At 57.0% G+C, this 20,222-nt stretch carries 15 protein-coding genes; 3 read left to right on the top strand and 12 right to left on the bottom strand.

Going from position 1 to position 20,222, the window contains the following annotated elements; all coding sequences use genetic code 11:
- Window positions 1–14: 14 nt before the first annotated feature.
- The 3 genes from bcsB to bcsQ are packed head-to-tail and all read right to left on the bottom strand — an operon-like array spanning window position 15 to window position 5,715.
- On the bottom strand, window positions 15–2,318 hold the full coding sequence (bcsB, locus tag AC1DKH_RS23480; protein ID WP_477799442.1) for a cellulose biosynthesis cyclic di-GMP-binding regulatory protein BcsB: 2,304 nt from the start codon (window positions 2,316–2,318) through the stop codon (window positions 15–17).
- Window positions 2,315–4,546, bottom strand: coding sequence for a UDP-forming cellulose synthase catalytic subunit (gene bcsA, locus AC1DKH_RS23475; protein ID WP_477799441.1), 2,232 nt, complete (start codon window positions 4,544–4,546; stop codon window positions 2,315–2,317). The genes bcsB and bcsA overlap by 4 nt, the downstream gene beginning before the upstream one ends.
- Window positions 4,543–5,715: a cellulose biosynthesis protein BcsQ gene (gene bcsQ, locus AC1DKH_RS23470; protein ID WP_477799440.1), complete on the bottom strand. Its 1,173-nt coding sequence runs from the start codon at window positions 5,713–5,715 to the stop codon at window positions 4,543–4,545. The genes bcsA and bcsQ overlap by 4 nt, the downstream gene beginning before the upstream one ends.
- A 923-nt stretch (window positions 5,716–6,638) precedes the next feature.
- Here bcsQ and AC1DKH_RS23465 point away from each other — a divergent pair.
- Entirely contained in the window at window positions 6,639–6,950 is a 312-nt protein-coding gene (locus AC1DKH_RS23465; RefSeq protein ID WP_477799439.1) for a hypothetical protein, read from the top strand.
- 521 nt (window positions 6,951–7,471) lie between these two features.
- On the opposite strand, the gene AC1DKH_RS23460 is transcribed toward AC1DKH_RS23465, so the two are convergent.
- The 9 genes from AC1DKH_RS23460 to AC1DKH_RS23420 all read right to left on the bottom strand — a co-directional run bounded on the left by AC1DKH_RS23460 (window position 7,472) and on the right by AC1DKH_RS23420 (window position 16,625).
- Window positions 7,472–7,909, bottom strand: coding sequence for a winged helix-turn-helix domain-containing protein (locus tag AC1DKH_RS23460; RefSeq protein ID WP_477799438.1), 438 nt, complete (start codon window positions 7,907–7,909; stop codon window positions 7,472–7,474).
- A 456-nt stretch (window positions 7,910–8,365) separates the two neighbouring features.
- A complete protein-coding gene (locus AC1DKH_RS23455; protein WP_477760617.1) occupies window positions 8,366–9,490 on the bottom strand; it encodes an acyltransferase family protein in 1,125 nt (374 codons plus the stop codon).
- A 317-nt stretch (window positions 9,491–9,807) separates the two neighbouring features.
- The gene (locus tag AC1DKH_RS23450) at window positions 9,808–10,716 is read right to left on the bottom strand and encodes a MurR/RpiR family transcriptional regulator (protein ID WP_477760618.1); all 909 of its coding nucleotides are present in this window, start codon (window positions 10,714–10,716) and stop codon (window positions 9,808–9,810) included.
- 71 nt (window positions 10,717–10,787) lie between these two features.
- Window positions 10,788–11,552: an ABC transporter ATP-binding protein gene (locus AC1DKH_RS23445; protein ID WP_477757033.1), complete on the bottom strand. Its 765-nt coding sequence runs from the start codon at window positions 11,550–11,552 to the stop codon at window positions 10,788–10,790.
- A gap of 18 nt (window positions 11,553–11,570) precedes the next feature.
- Entirely contained in the window at window positions 11,571–12,683 is a 1,113-nt protein-coding gene (locus tag AC1DKH_RS23440) for a succinylglutamate desuccinylase/aspartoacylase family protein (RefSeq protein WP_477799437.1), read from the bottom strand.
- An 8-nt stretch (window positions 12,684–12,691) separates the two neighbouring features.
- On the bottom strand, window positions 12,692–13,390 hold the full coding sequence (locus tag AC1DKH_RS23435) for an ABC transporter permease (RefSeq protein WP_477756739.1): 699 nt from the start codon (window positions 13,388–13,390) through the stop codon (window positions 12,692–12,694).
- A 15-nt stretch (window positions 13,391–13,405) separates the two neighbouring features.
- Complete coding sequence (locus AC1DKH_RS23430) at window positions 13,406–14,095, bottom strand: ABC transporter permease (protein WP_477799436.1); 690 nt, start codon at window positions 14,093–14,095, stop codon at window positions 13,406–13,408.
- A 92-nt stretch (window positions 14,096–14,187) separates the two neighbouring features.
- Complete coding sequence (locus tag AC1DKH_RS23425) at window positions 14,188–14,964, bottom strand: ABC transporter substrate-binding protein (RefSeq protein WP_477756741.1); 777 nt, start codon at window positions 14,962–14,964, stop codon at window positions 14,188–14,190.
- A gap of 269 nt (window positions 14,965–15,233) precedes the next feature.
- Window positions 15,234–16,625, bottom strand: coding sequence for an aldehyde dehydrogenase family protein (locus AC1DKH_RS23420; protein ID WP_477799435.1), 1,392 nt, complete (start codon window positions 16,623–16,625; stop codon window positions 15,234–15,236).
- A 100-nt stretch (window positions 16,626–16,725) separates the two neighbouring features.
- On the opposite strand from AC1DKH_RS23420, the gene ptrR reads away from it, so the two are divergent.
- On the top strand, window positions 16,726–17,604 hold the full coding sequence (gene ptrR / locus AC1DKH_RS23415) for a putrescine utilization regulator PtrR (protein ID WP_008047600.1): 879 nt from the start codon (window positions 16,726–16,728) through the stop codon (window positions 17,602–17,604).
- A 77-nt stretch (window positions 17,605–17,681) separates the two neighbouring features.
- Window positions 17,682–19,886, top strand: a complete 2,205-nt coding sequence (locus AC1DKH_RS23410) for an OsmC domain/YcaO domain-containing protein (RefSeq protein ID WP_477799434.1) — start codon at window positions 17,682–17,684, stop codon at window positions 19,884–19,886.
- Window positions 19,887–20,222: the final 336 nt, after the last annotated feature.

Raw genomic sequence — 20,222 nt, 5'->3', positions numbered from 1 at the left:
CAGGCCTGCGCGGCTCATTGGCCAAGACGGCGTTTGGCCCGTAGGCGCAGGGCCAGGTAGGCCATGCAAGCAAGCAGCAGGACCCCGAGGAGGGTGAACAGCATGAGCGCCATGACGTTCTGCGAGAGGTACCACTGCAGATAGCGCAACGGACCCAGGCGACCGACGTAGTAATCCTGCTCGGCGACCAGCGAATCGACCTGCTTGCCCCTGACCACTACCAGACTGCCTTGCAATTGCCGGGCATTTTCTTCGCTGCTGAGCAGGGCACTGGTCACGTCGGCCAGGCCGCCGGGCCTTGTGCCGGCGATAAACACCACGCTGCGCCCACTCTTGAGCGGCGATTCGAATCCGGTCAGATAAGCACTGCCGTCCTCGGCGCTAAACCTGAAGCTGCTGCGCGCTTCACGCCGATTGGTTTTCGTATCCGGGCTGATCCAGTTGCGCAGACGCAAGGGCAGGTCAGACAGTTCAAAGTACTGCGCAGCGTCTTCGCCCTTGGCGGGCAGAAGGTGCTGCCATTGATCCAGCAGAGGCTGGTTGTTGCCCGAGGCGAGCACCAGCAAATCCCGGTCGCTTTGCTCGGCGAGCTGGTCGGCGTGGACCACCTTCACGCCGGTGGCCGGATAACCGGTGGAGTCGCCGAAGCGGCCCAGCAGGGTCAGATAGGCGCTCAGATCGGCCGGGCCCGGCTCGTTGGGCAGGATCACCGATGTTTCAGACAGGTCGGCCATGCGGGTGAACGGGAAGCCACTGTCCTTGAACACCCCGAGGTTGGGCATGGCCATGAAATGTTCGTATTGGCTGAGGTCCAGGGTCGAGTCCGGGTCGATCACGCCGCGCATGTTGTCGATGATGATGTCGCGGCATTCGCCCTGTTTGATGTAGTCATACATGAAACGAAATTGCAGGCGCGATTGCAGCGCGACTGAATTGAGCGGCAACAGCATGCGCGACGTGCGGGCCAGGCTGTCGTCGGTTTTGAGCATTGCCAGCAGGCTGTCGCTGTTGCCGAGTTTCTCGATCGAAGGCAGGTCGATCGACTTGATGAAGGTGTCGTTGAAACTGATCAGCAACGAAGAATTGGTGGAGACCGGTTGCGGCGTAAAGCGGTACTTCAGGTCAAGTTGCGCACCGGGCTCACGCCAGTTGAACAGATCGGGTGGCAATCGCAGGGCAACGGTCATTTGTCCCGGGTTATAACCCGACACATTGAGTTCTGCGGGTTTCGCCAGTTCACCCAGGCGAACCGGACGATCGGAGGGCAGCCAGTTGGGCGCGTCGTACGGTTGGCGTGGCTTGAGCGAGTCGATCCGGTCGATCACTACGCTCTGCCCGGAAAAGGCCGAGCCGCCGAGGGCCAGCGCGGTCGCGGCGACTTTGAGATCGGCGCCATCGCGCCCGGAGACGATCAACAGTTTGCCCTGAGCATCATTCGGGTTGCTCATGAGGGTCAATGTCGGCCCCGTGGCCTCTTTGATCGGCAAACCACTCAGGGTCGTTGATTCGCTGCCGCTGACAAACACCACTGCGTTGCCTTTTGCCGGCAGGCTGGTGAGGCTGGCGGGGAAGGTTGCGCCGCGGTAGCTGGCCAGGGCGCCGAACCAGGAAGACAGGATGCCGGCGGCTTCAAGCTCCGGACCGCTTGGGCGCGCGGCGAACACGAAGGGCAGCTTCAGGGGCGAGGCGTCTCGACGATCGAACAAGGGCAGCGGCAGAGCGGACAGGTCGTTGGGCTGTTTAATCGAGGACACCTGGAGACTCAGTTGGCTCTCGTTGCCGATCCTGGCCCACAGGCTGGAGTGCAAAGGGTCTTCACATTGCATCGTGTAATGACCGATGAACTGCAGGCTGAGCCGGTTGAATTCGGTGATGGTCTGCGGCGGAATCTGCACGGTCCGGGTCTGCAATTTACCGGCCTCTTCCTTCGGGAGGGGCAGGCTGGCGGCCACTTGATCGTTGATCAGCACGTTGATTTGCGAAAGATCGGCCAGCAGCGCCGGTGAGTAGCTGTACTGCAGCGTGACCTGCGCAGCCGTGACGACTTCATCGGCGCGCACATCGAAATTCACGCTGTCGGTAGCCTCCACGCCTTTAAGGGTCATCGAATAGCTTTTGCCCAGCTCCTTGAGGGTGCGGGTATAGCTATTGCCCGGGGCATCGGTCCCGGGCAACGATGCGACCGGCATCACTGCCGGGTCTGTGGCGCTGATTTGGGCGGCAGCACTCAAGGCACAGCCGCTCCAGCCCACTAGCGAGCAGGCGATCAGCATGAGTGTGCGGCGAGGAAGAAAGGTCCGGCGAGTGGAAGGCTTCAAGATCGTTGCGTGTCCGCGGTGGAGTCGATAGGTGATGGAGCGACCGGGCGTTTGCGCAGCAGCGCGTGGCTGTCCTTCAGGGTTACAACGAACAAGCGCAGGATGGCGCGCAAGCCAATGCTGCTGACCTCGCGCAATGCCGACATGGGCGCGTCGAGGCGGCCGTTACCCCAGGTGTTGGCCCAGGTGTCGGCCCGTGAAAAGGTCAGTCGCACCAGTTCACTTTGCTGGCGCAGGGTCAAAGCCTCGAATTGCACGCCCGTCACGTTGTCGTTGTTGAAGATCGTTTTTGCGGGAAAGAGGCTTGAGGGCGGTGTGCGCAGAATGCACAGCCGCAGCTTCTCCTCGACGCTGAGCTGAACCTGCGGTGGCAGTACCAGACCCACGCCGTTTTGTGAGAAGTCCTGGGTTTTGCAATCGAACGAGGTGCCGTCTTCGCGATAGACGCGCACAGGCAGATCTGCGGGCACCCTGGGTTCGTTACGCACCTGAGAGGACTCAGTGGCCACCGCCACGGCGGTGCTGACGATAATGATGTTGTACACAGTCCAGGCCAGGTTGATCAGCAGGGTCGTGACCTGGGCCGAATCACTCCCGATCAGTTTCACCACGCCGATCACCAGACCGATCATGTTCAAGGTCAGCAGGACGATGTAAGGCCGCGCGAGCTTCCAGTCGAAATAGTCCTTTTCGATGGTGCCGCCCTTGTCGGTCACGTTGAACTTGCCCAGCGTAGGGCTGATCAGGGCCAACAGTACCGGTCGCATGATGTACCAGGCCAACACCGACTCATACACTTCGTTCCAGAAGGAGTGGCGGAAGCGCCCCTGAATGGCGGAGTTGGTCAGGCTGGAATGGAAAATATGCGGCAGCACATAGACCATGACCATCAACGCCGATGCATGAAAAATCTGCGCGTCGAACATCAGGTAGGCCAAGGGCGCGGTCAAGAACACCAGGCGGGGCAGGCTGTAGAAAAAATGCATCATGGCGTTGAGGTAGCAGATGCGCTGCCCCAGGTTCAGTCCTTTGCCAAACAGTGGATTGTCGGTCCGAAAAATCTGCGCCATACCCCGAGCCCAGCGTGTGCGCTGACGGATGTGCCGGGAAAGGCTTTCCGTAGCGAGTCCTGCTGCTTGTGGAATGGCGAGGTAGGCGGTGTTGAAACCACGGCGATTGAGCTTGAGTGCCGTGTGCGCATCCTCCGTCACGGTTTCGGTGGCGATACCGCCCACTTCCAGCAAGTGAGTACGCCGGATGACCGCGCAGGAACCACAGAAAAACGTCGCGTTCCAGAGGTCGTTGCCGTCCTGCACCAGGCCGTAGAACAGCTCACCTTCATTGGGCACCGAGCGAAAGGTATCGAGGTTCTTTTCGAACGGATCGGGTGAATAGAAGAAGTGCGGCGTTTGCAGCAACGCCAGGTTCGGGTCCTTGATAAACCAGCCCATGGTGATCTGCAGGAAGGAGCGGGTGGGCACGTGGTCGGCGTCGAATATGGCGATGAACTCGCCATCGGTGACTTTGAGCGCCTCGTTGAGGTTGCCGGCCTTGGCATGTTGATTGTTGTCGCGGGTGATGTAGTTGACGCCGATTTGCTGGCAGAAAACCTTGAACTCGTCCCGACGTCCGTCGTCGAGCACGTGCACCCGCAGCTTGCCCTCGGGCCAGTCGATGGCCTGGGCCGCAAGCACCACCAGTTTGACGATGCCCAACGCTTCGTTGTAGGTGGGGATGAAGACATCTACCGTCGGCCATTCAGCGGGCGGTTGTTGCAGAAACTGCGGTGTGCGATGCAGCGGCCAGGCGGTCTGTACATAGCCGAAGACAAGGACGAGCAAGGCATACAGTTCGGCCAGCACCAATCCGTAGCCAAATACGGCATCCTGCCAGTTGTCGAAGCCCAGGGTGTCGGTCAGGCGCCAGTACATGTAGCGAAACGAAGCGATCAGCGAGAGGGTGACCAGGGTCAGGATCGCCAGACGCCCGGCTTGCTTGCGGATGATCAGGCTGGCGGCAAAACAGACGGCGGCAAACGCGGCCTGGGAATACAGGTTCAGCGGCGCAGTGAGGATACCCAGCACCAACAATGCAGCGATCAGCCCGGCCGAGATCTTCAGGCCTTGACGCCAACGCAGGGGCCAGCGACTGACGCTTGCCACGAAAGTATCCAGTAGCTCCTGCAACCACCACGTCTTTGCAGGTAGCTGATTGAGCCGGGCGGTCATGGCGTGCCCTGCTGGCTGCAAGCATCCGCAAAAAGCAGGGCATGGACCGCGCCTGACAGCGAATGAATGTCCTGACAGCCAATGCTCTCAGGTGCGTACTGCAACAGGTCCCGACCATAGGCCAGCGACTCGTTGAACTGGTGATCGAGACGAATCGTCCCGATCAGGTTAGCGCCGAGCCGCCGCCGAAACAGCACGCCCATGTCCCTGCAGAACGAACGCGAGTCATCCCGTTGGTTGAGTACATACCGGTGCCACTGCGCGCGTCGTCGGCTGGTTTCCAGCCACTGGGTCATGGTGTCCAGTGCCAGGTAGGAAGCCGCGTCGGCCACCGTCATCACCAGCACCAGATCGGCGGCATCGAGTGCCTGTTGCGAATAGACGGTCGCACCCGAAGGCGTGTCCAGGATCACGGTATCGTTTTCGCTGAGGTCCATTGACGCAAGGTGCTGATTCAACCAGTCAGAATCTTCAAGCATCAACTGCTTGAGCAATCGGCGATCGCTCACCTCGCCAGTGCCGAAGGGCAGGCACTCGCTGTCGCCAAAGCCCGGCAGGCGATGAGCGCCCCAGTCGGCGCCCTGCTCTTTGAGCTGGATCAGCCCGGGAACCTGCCTGGTGATACCCAAGTGGCAGGAAAGCGCGTTCTGAGGGTCCAGATCAATTGCGATGGTTCGCCCGCCAGGGCGCCGAAGTGTTTTTGCGAGGCCAGCGGCGACGGTGCTTTTACCCACCCCACCATTCGCCGAAACGATAGCAATGACCTTTGCCCTGGTCCGCTTGCGAGTCGTTTCTGGCAGACCGTCTCGACGAACCTGGTTGAGTTCACGTAACAAGTCGCTCAATCGCTGACGGTCACCCGTAGCAGAACTCGCAGGTGGCTTGGTCAGGAGAGGGGATATTGGCGAAGTTAGCGAGAGGGCAGCATTCTGCACAGGCTCGACCGGCGCGCCAATCAATAAAGAAGGCTGTGGCTCGTCCAGTAGAAACACAGGGGACGTTGGCGTTGGTATTGGGGGAGGCAAGGCCACCGACGGTTCTGGCTCAGTCAGCGCAGGTGTAACCGGGTCGTCTTTGAAATCTTTATAGTTCGGTTGTATTTCCTGGTAGCTCTGCGCACTGGCGCCAAAATGTGTAAAAAGTTTCGTAATGTCGTCTACATATTTCATGCGTTGTACCAGGAATGAAATAGCTCAGAAACTCAGCATTCCATTAACTTGACAAAGTTGATGCGTCGTCGTGGTGTTGGCAGAGTGCCACTAATGTAGGGTGGCTGCGTGTTAGTGTCAACGAATGTTATAATAAGTCAGTGAGTTTTATTGGTGTTGGTCTGAGTGTTATCAGGGGGTTATGTTATTCGTTGAAAGTGCAGGTGTTAGCGTGCGTCCAATAATTACTGTCCAGTGAGTTGTAATATGATGATAGGTAATGGATGTGTTTGTCGGGATAAATAACTTTCGGTGCGATGGGGTGTGAGTGTTGATCGCCTTCGATGGTTTTATGACGGATTATTTATTAATGAAGTTGACTGCTGTATTTGAAGGAATAGTGGCGGTTTCCAGCTACCGGAAATGAGCTGGTACTGCTGGCCTGGCACAGCGAAGCCGTGGCACTCGCCGCACATGACGCTTGCGAGCGGTGGGCGTGGGTTCCATTTGAAAATCGGACATGGCGATTCCTCGCCCGTCGTTCACCGGCAGGCTCAATGTTAATTTTGTTCAGGGTTGTCTTCGGGACACTTGGCGCTGCGCTGGGTAAAGTCATGACCGCTTGCCCGGCCTGGTGTGTTTCAGATGGATTACTGAATGGCCAGCAACTGGTCAGGGTGGGCACCAATTCAGACAAGGTGCAGGCGACAATCCAAGTCGTTCAGCTAACGTTCGATCGTTCGCCTCGCCAGTGGCGTTACACACACTCCCCCTGAGGTGACTGGCGGGGTGAACCCTTGGTGGCGTGGCCCCTTGTAGATGAGCCAGAGCATCTAGAACGGCGCTGCTATCAGTAAGATGATCATGGGGGCACCGCCCCGAGCAGGCCTTGGGCATCCACCCAAAGCGGTGCCCTGACGCCTCCATTGCATGCGCCACCCTCCGTGACTGAATGCGACGGAGGTAGTGGCATTTTGATTTCTTTTGAGCTATTTATCTCTATGGCCGGCATGGAGCCGGTTCAAGGAGATGAAATGGTCACTGATCGCGAAATTGCACTTGAGCAGGCCCTTGTAGCAATTATTGGAGAGGCCATCGCCAGCGGGCTTGATGTCAAAAGCCTGATGGACAACGCGGCAGCCGGCTTACTTGGAAGTGCTTCATACCGCTGGGTTGGGCATCCGCATGTGTCAAACGCCCTTCAGGTGATGATTGATGCTCATGCGCAGGCATTGGACGCCATGCCTGCGCAGTAACTGCGATTTCAGGTCGCGACATGCTCGCAATGCGGGCGGACTCTTCGGCCGGCACCGTAGCGAGGGTGATCAGGAGCGTTGACACAGTCTCCTGCCATTCCGTGACCTGAAGCGACAGGTGGAGATTCCAGGTTTTGGTGTTCAGCTATGCTTTCAGCACTTTGTTCAAGAAATGGATTTCACTATGAGCAGCGTAAGAAAACCGACACAGCGAGAAATCTCCGATGCCTTGGAACTTAGCGAAAGCGAGGTCGCGTTGTACGTTGCAGACGTAGAGGAAAAGGCTGACGGCTCGGGGCACTGGATCTTTTTCAGCCCATTGACGCCTAACGACATACTGTTCTGGCTCAGGGTCGGTAACAACCTGAGGCTTGAAACAGATGCCATAAACCTCCTCTGGACAAAACAATCACCGAGTATCGCTCGGTAGGTTTGCGGGATCGCGCTTTAACTCCGCCAAGCTCGCCCCTGCAATTTCCTTAACTGAACAGCATTGCATCCATGAGCCGGAGACTTAAAACTCATTCAGGATTTATTGTTTGGATAAGGCAGTAACCGCGACTTCTTACTGAACGGAGGAGGTTGTCGCCTTTGGTGAATTTCTTGAATTTCGCTTGCAGTCTACTGAGGCACATGGGCAATCCTTTGTAATTATGAGGGTCCTTATTTAACTTCATAAGGATGTCCTCGTTGCTGATGACGCGTTCCTCGCTGCTTGTTAATAAGTCAAGCACTACGCATTCCATGCGAGTTAAATTGATAGTCGTTAGATTGTTAGAAAGCAGGCGTTGGGGTTTGTTGAACACCCAGGTATGTAACTTCGGCATATTGATGCGATCAGACACACACGTAGAGCCGCGGTGGTCGATCCAGGCCGCAACCTCATCGATAGTATGCCCGAGGGCAATAGAGTCTTCGTCGCAAGAATTGAGCGGGGTGGGGGCAAGATCTTCTGGCATCGCGCTTCCTCCATGCACAGGAAAAGCGTAGCACCCAGAGCTGCGCCCACTGTAAGTAGCGCGTGAAAAAACCGCATTGGCGGACTTAAAAGGGGTCGAAGACCCCCTGAAGGATGCCAGTGATTGTCGAGCAAGGTCTTCAGCATTCGGTGAGTCACTGCTGCCGCCAACTCTGCCGACTGGCGTACAAACAAGTGGCTGACCGTCACCAGTTCAGGCCGTAGTACTGTCACGTCGCCGCTTACCTGCCTGGAAAAATCCAGAGTGAAACTCTCGAAGCTTTCAAGAAGTATGAAAAAGAAGATGGGGAGCCAGGGGGGGATCACTCCGTCCCGCCCCCTTTTTATTTTTGAGTGTTCGGCTGACATCCTTGGCAGTCAGCGACTCGAGATCTTTGAAAAAATACCGCGTCGCGTTGAATCAGTTTCGCTGATCAGGACGGCTGCTCCAAAAGCATTAGTTGGCCAGCATCACCCGCTTGAATTTTGCTTTCGAAAGCTGCGACCCGTAACTTCTAAGTGGAGTTTCCACAAATTGGTAGGAAAACTCTGCAATCACTCCAGTTAGTACTAGTGCGATGAGGACGGCAAATATTTTATCGGTTTCAAGTGTGAGATCCGTATACCCTGATTGAAGGCATATTTCTCTTACAATTGCAAATATAGGGTTGTGAACAAGATAAATGGAGTAAGAGCGCGATCCGATGTGAATGGCGATCTTTCGGAGGCGGCCATTTGAGCCCGTAAGGTTTAGATTTCCCGAACACAGGAGCACAACCAGGCTTGAAGTGATTGCGACAAATCCCATGAAATAGGGGGACCAGCCGATTTTTGCTGTGATGATGGGTAAGGGAATACAAATCAATAATGCAAGTTGTAATGTTTTTTTGTTCTTGGTAGAGAAAATACTTGATATCCGCTGTGGGTAGTAATGCCAGGCCAGCGCGATGAGGGTGCCGTAAAGCAATGCGTCGCTTCGAATAAACCAAAGCAATGTACCCCACGGACGTATCTGTGTGGAATGGTAAATTGCCACTGCAAGAAAAGGGATGATCAATAATTTGCGATTAGGGGTGAAGAACAAAATGATGGGGAGAATTACATAGAACTGTTCTTCTAGCGACAAGCTCCAGTAGTGCCATAGTGGAGTTGCGCTGTTTGAATTTTCAGTGTACCAGATGTATATATTTTGGATATTCAACATGCCGAATGTCCAAGAGTTTACCATGTTCTCTTGTGAGCCAAATGTCCTGGAGACGTCAAAGGCAAATGAAATTGCCAACGTTATGGTCGACCAGAAAATCGCGGCGGGCCACAATCGAAACAACCGCCTTGTCCAAAAAGATCCGGCAAAACGCAGGAACTGATCTTGCTGGTTCGAAGCTTTTATCAATGATGTCGTTATAAGGAATCCGGAAATGCAGAAGAATAAATCTACCCCTCCACCCAGCCAGAAATAGGTAGTCCATTTAAACCAATCCGGATTTAAAAGACCCAGATGGGCAACGAAAGTAATAGCGATGGCATAGGCACGCAATACTTCGATGTCCAGATTCTTTGTTTCGCTAACGGAGGGTGTCATGCGCTACCTGCGAATCAAGAAAGTTTTATTTTTTTCGGCGCACGATTCTATAAGCTAAGCCATGCGCTGTCGATAAGTCGGTGGCCAGTCGTTTTTATTCAGGACGATCTACATTCGAAGCGATGCAGACATGAGCATCACACCGCAGCAATTGCTGCAAATCTTACCCCGTGGCCGGCGCCTGATCCGGCTTTTTACGCTCGCTCTAACCCCGCCTGTTCCCGATTTCAGCATGTTGGCGCCAGGCGCGTAGTCGTGCGGGCACCATGGCATCAAGGAGTACGCAGTGCTGTGGGGGCGCCCCCCCCCAAGAAATATCACTTTTTCGGCGATTTACTGCTGGAAGGAATATGCAGGTAAGACATCACGCTTTCGGTCAGCTCTGTCGCCAACTTGACGGCTTCTTTATTGCGGGCCATCACACCCGCCACCAATCCTTCGATCAAGGCGAGCACGGCGATGTTGGAGCTGGTCATGACCGGATGGTCGGCGGGGGCAAATAGCACGTGTTCAGCAATGCTGGTGAGAGGCGAGGCAGGTGAGTCGGTGATTGCCAGCACCGAGGCGCCGCGCTCATTGGCAAAACGCGCGAGTTGCAGGGTGTCGAGGGAATAGCGCGGCAGGGAAATCGCCAGCAATACATCCTGATCGGTGATTGCGGCCAGGCGGTAAGCGGCGTTTTCGTTGCCGCCTTCCATGCTGATGGCGGTGGCGTCCGCACAGAAGGGCATCAGGGTCGAGGCGGCCAGGCCTGCGAAGTAGACGCTGTTGCCAAAGCCGAGGATGTAGATTTTACGCGCCTCGGTCAGGCGGGTGACGAACGCTTCAAAGGCATCTTCATGGTTGTTGGTCGCCGCCGTGGCGAGGTTGCTGGTGGCGCTCTGGATTTGCTCATGCAGGCCAAATGCGCCACCCGGTCGATGCGCCAGTTCATTACGAAGCTTGTCGACCGGCGACACCATCTGCTGCAAAGTCGCCACCAGCTCGGCCTTCATGCCGGTGTAGCCACCCAGGTTCAGAGCCTTGGCCAAACGATTGACCGCGGCTGGCGAGGTGGATGTTTCATGAGCCATTTCTTCGATAGTCAGCGTCGCAGCCCTTAGCGGGTGACGCAGGATGAAATCCGCCACTTTGCGCAGTGATGGCGGTAAATCGGTAACGATTTCCGTCAGTTTGCGCATCACCGGCGCGGCATAGACCGTGGTGTTTTTCGTGGGGGTCGGCATGTCCGGCTCTGCAGTTCCTGAGGGTTGGAGATGGGGCTGGGGCGGGGGCATAAGTTGGCTGGAGTGTATGATTATTTCAAGCTGCCGGACAGAAATTGCTGGAGACGCTCGGACTGTGGATTGACCAGCACTTCACGCGGATTGCCGCGCTCTTCGACCCGCCCCTTGTGCAGAAACACCAGTTGATTGGAAACCTCGCGGGCAAACCCCATTTCGTGGGTCACGACCACCATGGTGCGTCCTTCGAGTGCGAGATCCTGCATGACTTTAAGTACTTCGCCGACCAGCTCGGGGTCGAGTGCCGAAGTCGGTTCATCGAACAGCATCACTTCAGGTTCCATGGCCAGTGCGCGGGCAATCGCCACGCGCTGCTGCTCACCACCGGACATATGCGCCGGCCAGGCGTCCATGCGGTGTGCCACGCCGACTTTGTTCAGGTAGTGTTCGGCTTTTTCTCGGGCTTCTTGCTTGTTCATGCCCAGCACATGCACCGGAGCTTCCATGACGTTTTCAAGGGCAGTCATGTGCGACCAGAGGTTGAAGTGCTGAAACACCATCGATAGCCGCGAACGCATGCGTTGCAGCTGCCTGGGTTCGGCAGCCTTGAGCCCGCCGAGTTTGTTGGTCACCAGTTTGAGCTGTTCGCCATTGAGCACGATGTTGCCAGCGTTGGGCTGCTCCAGCAGGTTGATGCAACGCAGGAAGGTGCTTTTACCAGATCCACTGGAGCCGATAATGCTGATGACGTCACCGGCTTTCGCTTCCAGGGACACGCCCTTGAGCACTTCGTGGGCGCCGTAGCTTTTGTGAAGATCCTGAATTTCAAGTTTGTACATGGTTTCAACTCTCTGGAATCAGTCGCTGAGCAAACGGCCTTGGCGAATAGGGGTATTGCCGGCCACTTTGGCCAACCACAAACCAGGCTGGGCAAAGCGCAGGCGTTCACGGGCATACAGGATGCCGTCGGTGCTGGCGTGCACCACGCTGTGCTGATCGGTCAGCGGATCGATCACTTCGAAGAGCGGATCGCCGACCTTGACGTGGGCCCCCAACGGTTGCAGATAACTCACCACCCCCGGATGCGGCGCATAGGCGTACTGCGCACCGGCGAACGGTGTCGCCTCACAACGGCTCGGTGGCGCTGCAGGCCAGTCGCCGCTGATCAGGTCTTGCTCGGCGAGATAGCCGAGAATGGCCTGGGCACTGTCGACGCATTGCTCGCGTTCGGTGTCGGCCATGCCGCGCAATTCAATCGTGGTGGCCACGCACGCCAGCGGAATATTGGCTTCAGGAAAGCGCTCGGCCAGGTGCAGCCAGGGGATTGCGCAGGCTTCATCGAAGGCGTTGCCTCCCGCAGCCTCGGCGAGCAGGGCCACGCCGGCGCCGAGGCGGGCGGCCAATGAGCGCAAGCGTGACCAGTTTTGCGGCATGGCATACAGCAGCATGATCGACTCGAAGTCGCAGTGCAGGTCCAGCACCACATCGGCATCACAAGCATGCTGCATCAACAGGCGCCGCAAGCCATCGAGTTCCGATGTCGGTGCCGGCATGTTGGTGAGGGCATCGCCCATGGCGCGGCGGATCAGCGCGATGTTGGCATTGGCATCGTCGCCCAGTTGACCTTCCAAATGCTGCGCCACGGCTTCGGCGAGCTCCGGGAAGTCGCGATTGAAGTTCTTCCCGCTGGAGAATTCAAAGCGCCCCTGATGGGTGGCCTGGAACATCTGTGCGATACCAATCGGATTGGCCATCGGCACCAGTTCGATCACCCCGTTCAACAGGCCTTGCTCTTCCAGTTCCAGCAGACGGCGCTTGAGCTCGACGGCGACGCGCATCCCCGGCAGTTCGTCGGCATGCAGGGAAGCCTGGATGTAGGCCTTGCACGGCCCGCTGCCAAAACGAAACAGCGACAGCTTTCGTTCTGTGCCCGAGGCACTCCACGGCAAAAGGTATTGAATGTGCTTCATAACGCTCCTTAGTGCTTGCGTGGTGCCAGATAGGCCAGCCAGCGGCGCTCGGCCAGCTTGAACAGGCGAACCAGGATGAAGGTCAGGGCCAGGTAGATGAGACCGGCGGTGATGAATGCTTCGAACGGCAGGTAGAAGCGCGAACTGACGGTTCGCGCGGCTCCGGTGATATCCACCAACGTGACGATGGACGCCAGGCTGGTGGTCTGCAGCATCATCAGCACTTCGTTGCTGTACTGCGGCAGTGCCCGGCGCAAGGCCGACGGCAGGAGGATGCGGCGGTACAAGGTCAGGCGCGACATGCCCATGGCTTTGGCGGCTTCGATCTCGCCGTGGGCCGTGGCCTTCAAACTGCCGGCCAGGAGTTCCGCGCTATAGGCGCTGGTATTGATTGCGAAAGCCAGGCAGGCACAAAAGGTTGCGCTGGACAGATATGGCCAGAACGCGCTTTGGCGTACCGCTTCGAACTGCGCCAACCCGTAGTAGATCAGGAACAATTGCACCAGCATCGGGGTGCCGCGAATCACGTAGGTGTAGAGCCAGGCCGGGAAGTTGATCAGTGGTGATCGGGAAACGCGCATCAGCGCTATCGGAACCGCAAGCACCAGGCCAACGGCCAGGGAAATCAGCAGCACTTTCAGGGTCACCAATGCGCCGTTGAAATACAGCGGCAGGTTTTCCCATATCAGGTTGTAGTCGAGAATCATGGGGGGGGCTCCCAGTCACAGTTCGGCGGCTTTGATGCCGACCGAGTAGTGTTTTTCCAGATAGCGCAGCACCAGCAATGACACGCTGGTCAGCATCAAGTAGAGAGTGGCAACCGCGAGGAAAAACGTGAACGGCTCATGGGTGGCGTCCGCTGCGTTTTTGGCTTTGAACATCATGTCCTGCAAACCGATCACCGAGATCAGCGCGGTGGATTTGGTCAGTACCAACCAGTTGTTGGTGAACCCGGGAATGGCGAAACGAATCATCTGCGGCACCAGAATCCGCCAGAACACCTGAGCGCCACTCATGCCATAAGCCGCGCCGGCCTCTGCCTGACCTTTAGGGATCGCCATGAAGGCGCCACGAAAGGTCTCCGAGAGATACGCACCGAATATGAAGCCCATGGTGCAGACACCGGCGATGAAGGGGTTGATGTCGATGTACCGGGTGTAACCGAGTGCGAGGGCAATGCGGTTCATCAGATCCTGGCCGCCATAGAAGATCAGCAGGATCAGCACCAGGTCAGGAATACCGCGAATCAGGGTTGTATAACCTTCGCCCAGCACCGCCAGCCATTTGAACGGCGACAAACGAAAGGCCGCGCCGATCAGTCCCAGGGAAATGGCCATGGTCATGGAGGTCAGGGCCAGATTAATGGTCAGCCAGGCGCCATCGAGAATGCTCGATCCGTAGCCGTGGAGCATGATGAAGTTCCTCAAGCGAGCGCCGGGAGGCGCACGAGACAAGCCAAAAGCGGCGCCCGCATGGGGCCGGCGCCAAGGTTTCGGATGAAGGCTTATTCGCCGTAGATATCGAAGGCGAAGTACTTGCCCATCACTTGCTGGTACTTGCCATTGGCGCGGATCGCATCAATCGCTGCACTCAGGCGTGCAACGTTCGCGCTGTCGCCTTTACGCACCGCGATCCCGGCGCCTCTGCCGAAGTATTTCGGGTCGTTGATGTCCGGCCCTGCCAGTGCGAAACCCTTACCCAATGGTGTTTTGATAAAGCTTTCATCGGTGTTGACGATGTCTGCAAGCGTGGCGTCCAGGCGACCCGCTGCCAGATCGAGGAAGGCTTCATTTTGCGAGGAGTAGCGCACCACCAGGGCGCCGGCTTTCTCAAGCTGCTCGGTGGCGAAACGGTCATAGGTCGAGGAGCGTTGCACGCCGAGTTTCTTGCCTTTGAGATCGACCAGCGGGTCGTTGATCACGCTACCGGCCTTCATCGCGAACTTGCCCGGCGTGTGGTAGTACTTTTTGCTGAAGTCGACCGACTTCATACGGTCTTCAGTGATCGACATCGACGACAGCACAGCATCGATCTTGCGCACTTTCAGCGACGGGATCATGCCGTCGAATTCCTGGATGACCCACTCGCATTTGACCTTCATCTCTTCGCACAGCGCGTTGCCAATGTCGTAATCGAAACCACTGACGTTGCCCTCTGGCGTCTTGAAGGAGAAGGGCGGGTAGGCGGCTTCGATACCGATACGCAGGCTGTCGTCGTCGGCGTGTGCCAGCAAGCTTGCGACGCACAGTGCCAGAGCGCCTAGAAGTTCTGTCTTGTACATATTGTTGACTCCTTGGATGGGGCGTTTGGGTGGTAGGGGGGCTGCCGTCCGGTCTGGCAAGGTGGACTGTCCCGATGATTCACGAGGGTATGAATGACATAAAATAATTCATAAATCAACTTAATGAAAAAAAACATATCAGAGCAAGGCGGCACGCAGGGAGCTGGTGGGCAGAACCTCGCCTGTGTCACCAATCTTTTGAGCAAAAAAAACGGGCGCCGATAAGGCGCCCGTTTTTTCATTCCAGTATCAAGGTTTTTGCGCTGTCCTTAGCGCCGATCCAGCCAAACCGTCTGTGCATTACAGAATTCGCGCACCCCGAAGTGCGAGAGCTCACGGCCAAAGCCACTCTTCTTCACGCCACCAAAACTGACACGCGGATCGCTGGCGCTATAGCCGTTGATGAACACGCCACCGGTTTCAAGTTCGCCGGCCATCTGCCGGGCGAGTTCGACATTGCGCGTGTAGAGGGTGGCGGTGAGGCCGAACTCGCTGTCATTGGCCAGTTCCAGCGCATGGGCTGCGTCTCGGGCCGTGATGATTGAGGCCACAGGGCCAAACAACTCCTGTTTGAATGATGTCATCTGATCGGTCACGTCGCCGAGTACCGTAGGCTCATAGTAATTGCCGGGGCCTTCAGCCTTCTTTCCACCCAGCAGCAGCGTCGCGCCTTCTTCCAGTGTGTCGCGAACCTGTTGATCCAGTTCGTCGCGCAGATCGAAGCGAGCCATCGGGCCGATGTAAGTGTTGGTGGCGAGTGGATCACCGACGACCAGCTGCTGGGTGGCCTCGACGAACTTGCGGGTAAATTCCTCGACGATGCCTTGCTCGACAATCAGGCGTTTGGCGGCGGCGCAGACTTGTCCGGTGTTTTGAAAGCGCCCGATCACCGCGGCTTTCACCGCCTCGTCGAGGTCTGCGTCGTCGAGCACGATAAACGGGTCGGAGCCGCCCAGTTCCAATACACATTTCTTCAGTGCCGCTCCAGCCTGAGCGCCGATGGCCATGCCTGCACGGACGCTGCCGGTGAGGGTGACAGCCGCGATACGTGGATCGGCGATCGCCCTGGATACACCCTCCGGGGTGACGTTGATGACCTCGAAAACGCCTTCAGGAAAGTCCGCTTGCTTGACGGCTTCCAGCAGCAGGTAGGCGCTGCCCATGACGTTTGGCGCGTGCTTGAGCACGTAGGTGTTGCCGGCGAGCAACGTGGGGACCGCGCCGCGCAGGACTTGCCAGATGGGGAAGTTCCACGGCATGACGGCGAGAATCGGGCCGAGCGGGCGATATTCAATGCGTGCCTTGTCGCCTTCAACCAGGGTCGTTTCTGAGCTCAGCATGGCGGGACCGTGTTCGGCGTACCACTGGCAGAGCTGCGCACATTTTTCAATTTCACCGCGGGCCTGGGCAATCGGCTTACCCATTTCCAGGGTGATCATGTTCGCCATGGCCTCGGCATTGTTGCGCAAGGCCAGGCCGAGGTTGATCAAAAGCTGTGCGCGCTGCTCAACCGGTTTGCGGCGCCAGGCGCGAAACCCGGTAGTGGCCCGCGTCAGCGCGGCCTGTAATGCCGAATCGGATTCGAAAGGGTAATGGCCGATCTGCTCGCCCGTGGTCGGGTTGATCGAAATGGCATGGGTAAGGCTGGATACGTGGGTCATGGCACCGTCCTGCGAGGTAGGAATGTGCTCAGGTTATGGGGCTATATGTTTTCTGGAAACTGAATAATACTGAGTATAACGTTCACGTTTGGAGAATGAATTGGATCTGGTTCAGCTCGAAATCTTCAAGGCTGTCGCCGAGCACGGCAGCATCAGCGTGGCCGCCCAGCATATCCACCGGGTGCCATCGAATCTCACGACCAGAATCAAGCAGCTTGAGCTGGACCTGGGGGTGGATCTGTTTATCCGCGAGAAGAGTCGCCTGCGCCTGTCGCCGGCCGGCTGGAGCTTTCTGGATTACGCTCGACGTATTCTCGACCTGGTTCAGGAGGCGCGCGCCACCGTGGCAGGTGAAGAACCGCAGGGAGCCTTCGCCCTGGGCTCGCTGGAAAGTACTGCGGCGGTACGTATTCCAGAGCTATTGGCCGCCTATAACCAGAAACACGCCAAGGTCGAACTGGACCTGTCCACCGGCCCCTCCGGGACCATGATCGATGGGGTGCTGTCAGGGCGGCTGGCCGCGGCATTTGTCGATGGTCCGGTGTTGCATCCGGCACTGGAGGGCGTGCCTGCTTTCGAAGAGGAAATGGTCCTGATCGCACCGCTCAACCATGAGCCGATTCATCGGGCCAAGGATGTGAATGGCGAAAACATCTATGCCTTCCGCTCCAACTGCTCCTATCGCCATCATTTCGAAAGCTGGTTCGCCAATGGTGCGGCGGTGCCCGGCAAGATTTTCGAAATGGAGTCCTATCACGGCATGCTGGCCTGCGTCAGCGCCGGTGCCGGCCTGGCGCTGATGCCTCGCAGCATGCTCGAAAGCATGCCTGGATGCACGACGGTCAGCGTCTGGCCGTTGTCGGAGTCGTTCCGTTATCTGCGCACCTGGCTGGTTTGGCGCAGGGGGACGGTGTCGCAGAGCCTGACGATGTTTGTGCGTTTGCTTGAGGAGCGTGGGGTGGTGTTGGTCGAAAAATAGTGGAAAGTTAACGGTCTGTGCTGAAAAACCGGATAATGGCGGCCAAATCGTTTAGCTCGTTATTCTGGTAAGCACGCATGGAAATCAAGGTCAACTTTCTCGACAACCTTCGACTTGAGGCCAAGTTCGACGACTTCACGGTGATTGCCGATCAACCCATTCGCTACAAAGGCGATGGCTCGGCGCCGGGGCCGTTCGATTACTTCCTGGCTTCGTCGGCGTTGTGTGCGGCGTACTTCGTGAAGTTGTATTGCGAGACTCGCAATATCCCCACCGAAAATATCCGCCTGTCGCAGAACAACATTGTTGATCCGGAAAATCGCTACAACCAGATTTTCAAGATTCAGGTCGAATTGCCGGCGGACATCTCCGCCAAGGACCGTCAGGGGATCTTGCGCTCCATCGACCGTTGTACGGTAAAGAAGGTGGTGCAAACCGGGCCCGAGTTCGTGATTGAAGAGGTCGAAAACCTCGACGCCGATGCCCAGGCGTTGCTGATGCCGCATTCGACTGGCGAAGCGGGCACCTACATTGTGGGCAAGGACCTGCCGCTGGAGCAAACCATCGCCAACATGTCGGGCATCCTGGCCGACCTGGGCATGAAGATTGAAATCGCTTCGTGGCGCAATATCGTTCCCAATGTGTGGTCGCTGCACATCCGCGATGCGCACTCGCCAATGTGTTTTACCAACGGCAAAGGCGCGACCAAGGAAGGTGCGCTGGCATCGGCGTTGGGCGAGTTTATCGAACGGCTCAACTGCAACTTCTTCTACAACGATCAGTTCTGGGGCGAGGACATCGCCAGCGCGGCGTTTGTGCATTACCCGGACGAGCGCTGGTTCAAGCCTGGCCCGAAGGACGAACTGCCGACTGACATCCTCGACGAGTACTGCCTGAAGATTTACGACCGGGATGGCGAGTTGCGTGGCTCGCATCTGTACGACACCAACTCTGGCAACACCCAGCGCGGCATTTGTTCACTGCCGTTTGTGCGCCAGTCGGACAATGAGGTGGTGTACTTCCCGTCCAACCTGATCGAAAACCTGTTCCTGAGCAATGGCATGAGCGCTGGCAACACGCTGGCCGAAGCCCAGGTGCAGTGCCTGTCGGAGATCTTCGAGCGCGCGGTCAAGCGCGAAATCCTCGAAGGCGAAATGGCCTTGCCGGATGTGCCGCAGGAAGTGCTGGCGAAATACCCGGGCATTCTGGCCGGTATCCAGGGTCTGGAAGAGCAGGGCTTCCCGGTGTTGGTGAAGGATGCGTCGCTGGGCGGGGAGTTCCCGGTGATGTGTGTGACCTTGATGAACCCGCGTACCGGTGGCGTGTTTGCCTCGTTCGGTGCGCACCCAAGCCTGGAAGTGGCGTTGGAGCGCAGCCTGACGGAGTTGCTGCAAGGCCGCAGTTTTGAAGGCTTGAACGATCTGCCTCAGCCGACCTTCGAAGGCCAGGCGGTGACTGAGCCGAACAACTTCGTCGAGCACTTTATCGATTCCAGCGGTGTGGTCTCGTGGCGCTTCTTCAGTGCCAAGCCGGATTTCGAATTCGTTGAGTGGGATTTCTCCGGTCAAGGCGAAAACTCCAATACCGAAGAGGCAGCGACCTTGTTCGGCATTCTCGAAGACATGGGCAAAGAAGTGTACATGGCGGTCTATGAGCACATCGGTGCCAAGGCCTGCCGCATTCTGGTGCCGGATTACTCGGAAATTTATCCGGTAGAAGATTTGATCTGGGATAACACCAACAAGGCGCTGCAGTTCCGCGCTGACATCCTGAACCTGCACAGCCTGAGCAAAGTCGGCCTTAGAACGCTGGCCAAGGGGCTGGAAAACAGCGAACTGGATGATTACACCGACATCACCACCTTGATCGGCATCGAGTTCGACGACAACACGCCTTGGGGCAAGTTGACGATCCTGGAGCTGAGGCTGCTGATTTATCTCGCCTTGCAGAAGTTTGATCAGGCCAAGGATCTGGTGGAAGCTTTCTTGCAATACAACGACAACACCGTCGAACGCGGCTTGTTTTATCAAGCCGTGAACGTCGTGCTGGAAATGCAGCTGGACGATGATCTGGAACTGGGCGACTACGAGGTCAACTTCCGCCGGATGTTCGGTAACGAGCGGATGGACGCGGCGATAGGATCCGTAGACGGCAGCGTACGTTTCTATGGTCTGACGCCGACGAGCATGAAACTGGAAGGGCTCGACAGGCACCTTCGCCTGATCGACAGTTACAAGAAGCTGCACATGGCGCGGGCCAGGGTGGCGACTTCGTTCAGCTGACAGCGATAACAAAAAAGCACCTTGGGTGCTTTTTTGTTATTTGGCTATGGCATGGGCTGTGGCTGCCTATGAGGAAGCTCTTCTATATAGAGGGGCGTTCTGGTCCTTCTATATAGGCGTCCTTTGGGGCGATTTGCAGGTTGTTGATAGAAAACCCGAATCAGTGCTTGACGGAAGATTATAGATGTCTATAATTCGCCCCACTTCCGGCGCAGTCGAAACGGAAAACTCCTTGGTAAACAATGAGTTATGCAGTTTTCGGCAGCAGGTTGCTTCAGGTCATCGAAGCCAAAAGGGAGTTGAAAAAGAGGTGTTGACAGCAGCGTGTAACGCTGT

The sequence above is a fragment of the Pseudomonas sp. 05L36 genome (assembly GCF_056398125.1).
The sequence above is the reverse complement of the archived record's forward strand: the minus strand, read 5'-3'. Positions and strand labels throughout refer to the sequence as shown.

Coding starts and splice junctions, on each gene's coding strand:
- bcsA (WP_477799441.1), bottom strand. CDS start 4,546: ATGACCGCCCGGCTCAATCAGCTACCTGCAAAGACGTGGTGGTTGCAG.
- bcsQ (WP_477799440.1), bottom strand. CDS start 5,715: ATGAAATATGTAGACGACATTACGAAACTTTTTACACATTTTGGCGCC.
- AC1DKH_RS23460 (WP_477799438.1), bottom strand. CDS start 7,909: ATGCCAGAAGATCTTGCCCCCACCCCGCTCAATTCTTGCGACGAAGAC.
- AC1DKH_RS23455 (WP_477760617.1), bottom strand. CDS start 9,490: ATGACACCCTCCGTTAGCGAAACAAAGAATCTGGACATCGAAGTATTG.
- AC1DKH_RS23450 (WP_477760618.1), bottom strand. CDS start 10,716: ATGCCGACCCCCACGAAAAACACCACGGTCTATGCCGCGCCGGTGATG.
- AC1DKH_RS23445 (WP_477757033.1), bottom strand. CDS start 11,552: ATGTACAAACTTGAAATTCAGGATCTTCACAAAAGCTACGGCGCCCAC.
- AC1DKH_RS23440 (WP_477799437.1), bottom strand. CDS start 12,683: ATGAAGCACATTCAATACCTTTTGCCGTGGAGTGCCTCGGGCACAGAA.
- AC1DKH_RS23435 (WP_477756739.1), bottom strand. CDS start 13,390: ATGATTCTCGACTACAACCTGATATGGGAAAACCTGCCGCTGTATTTC.
- AC1DKH_RS23430 (WP_477799436.1), bottom strand. CDS start 14,095: ATGCTCCACGGCTACGGATCGAGCATTCTCGATGGCGCCTGGCTGACC.
- AC1DKH_RS23425 (WP_477756741.1), bottom strand. CDS start 14,964: ATGTACAAGACAGAACTTCTAGGCGCTCTGGCACTGTGCGTCGCAAGC.
- AC1DKH_RS23420 (WP_477799435.1), bottom strand. CDS start 16,625: ATGACCCACGTATCCAGCCTTACCCATGCCATTTCGATCAACCCGACC.
- AC1DKH_RS23410 (WP_477799434.1), top strand. CDS start 17,682: ATGGAAATCAAGGTCAACTTTCTCGACAACCTTCGACTTGAGGCCAAG.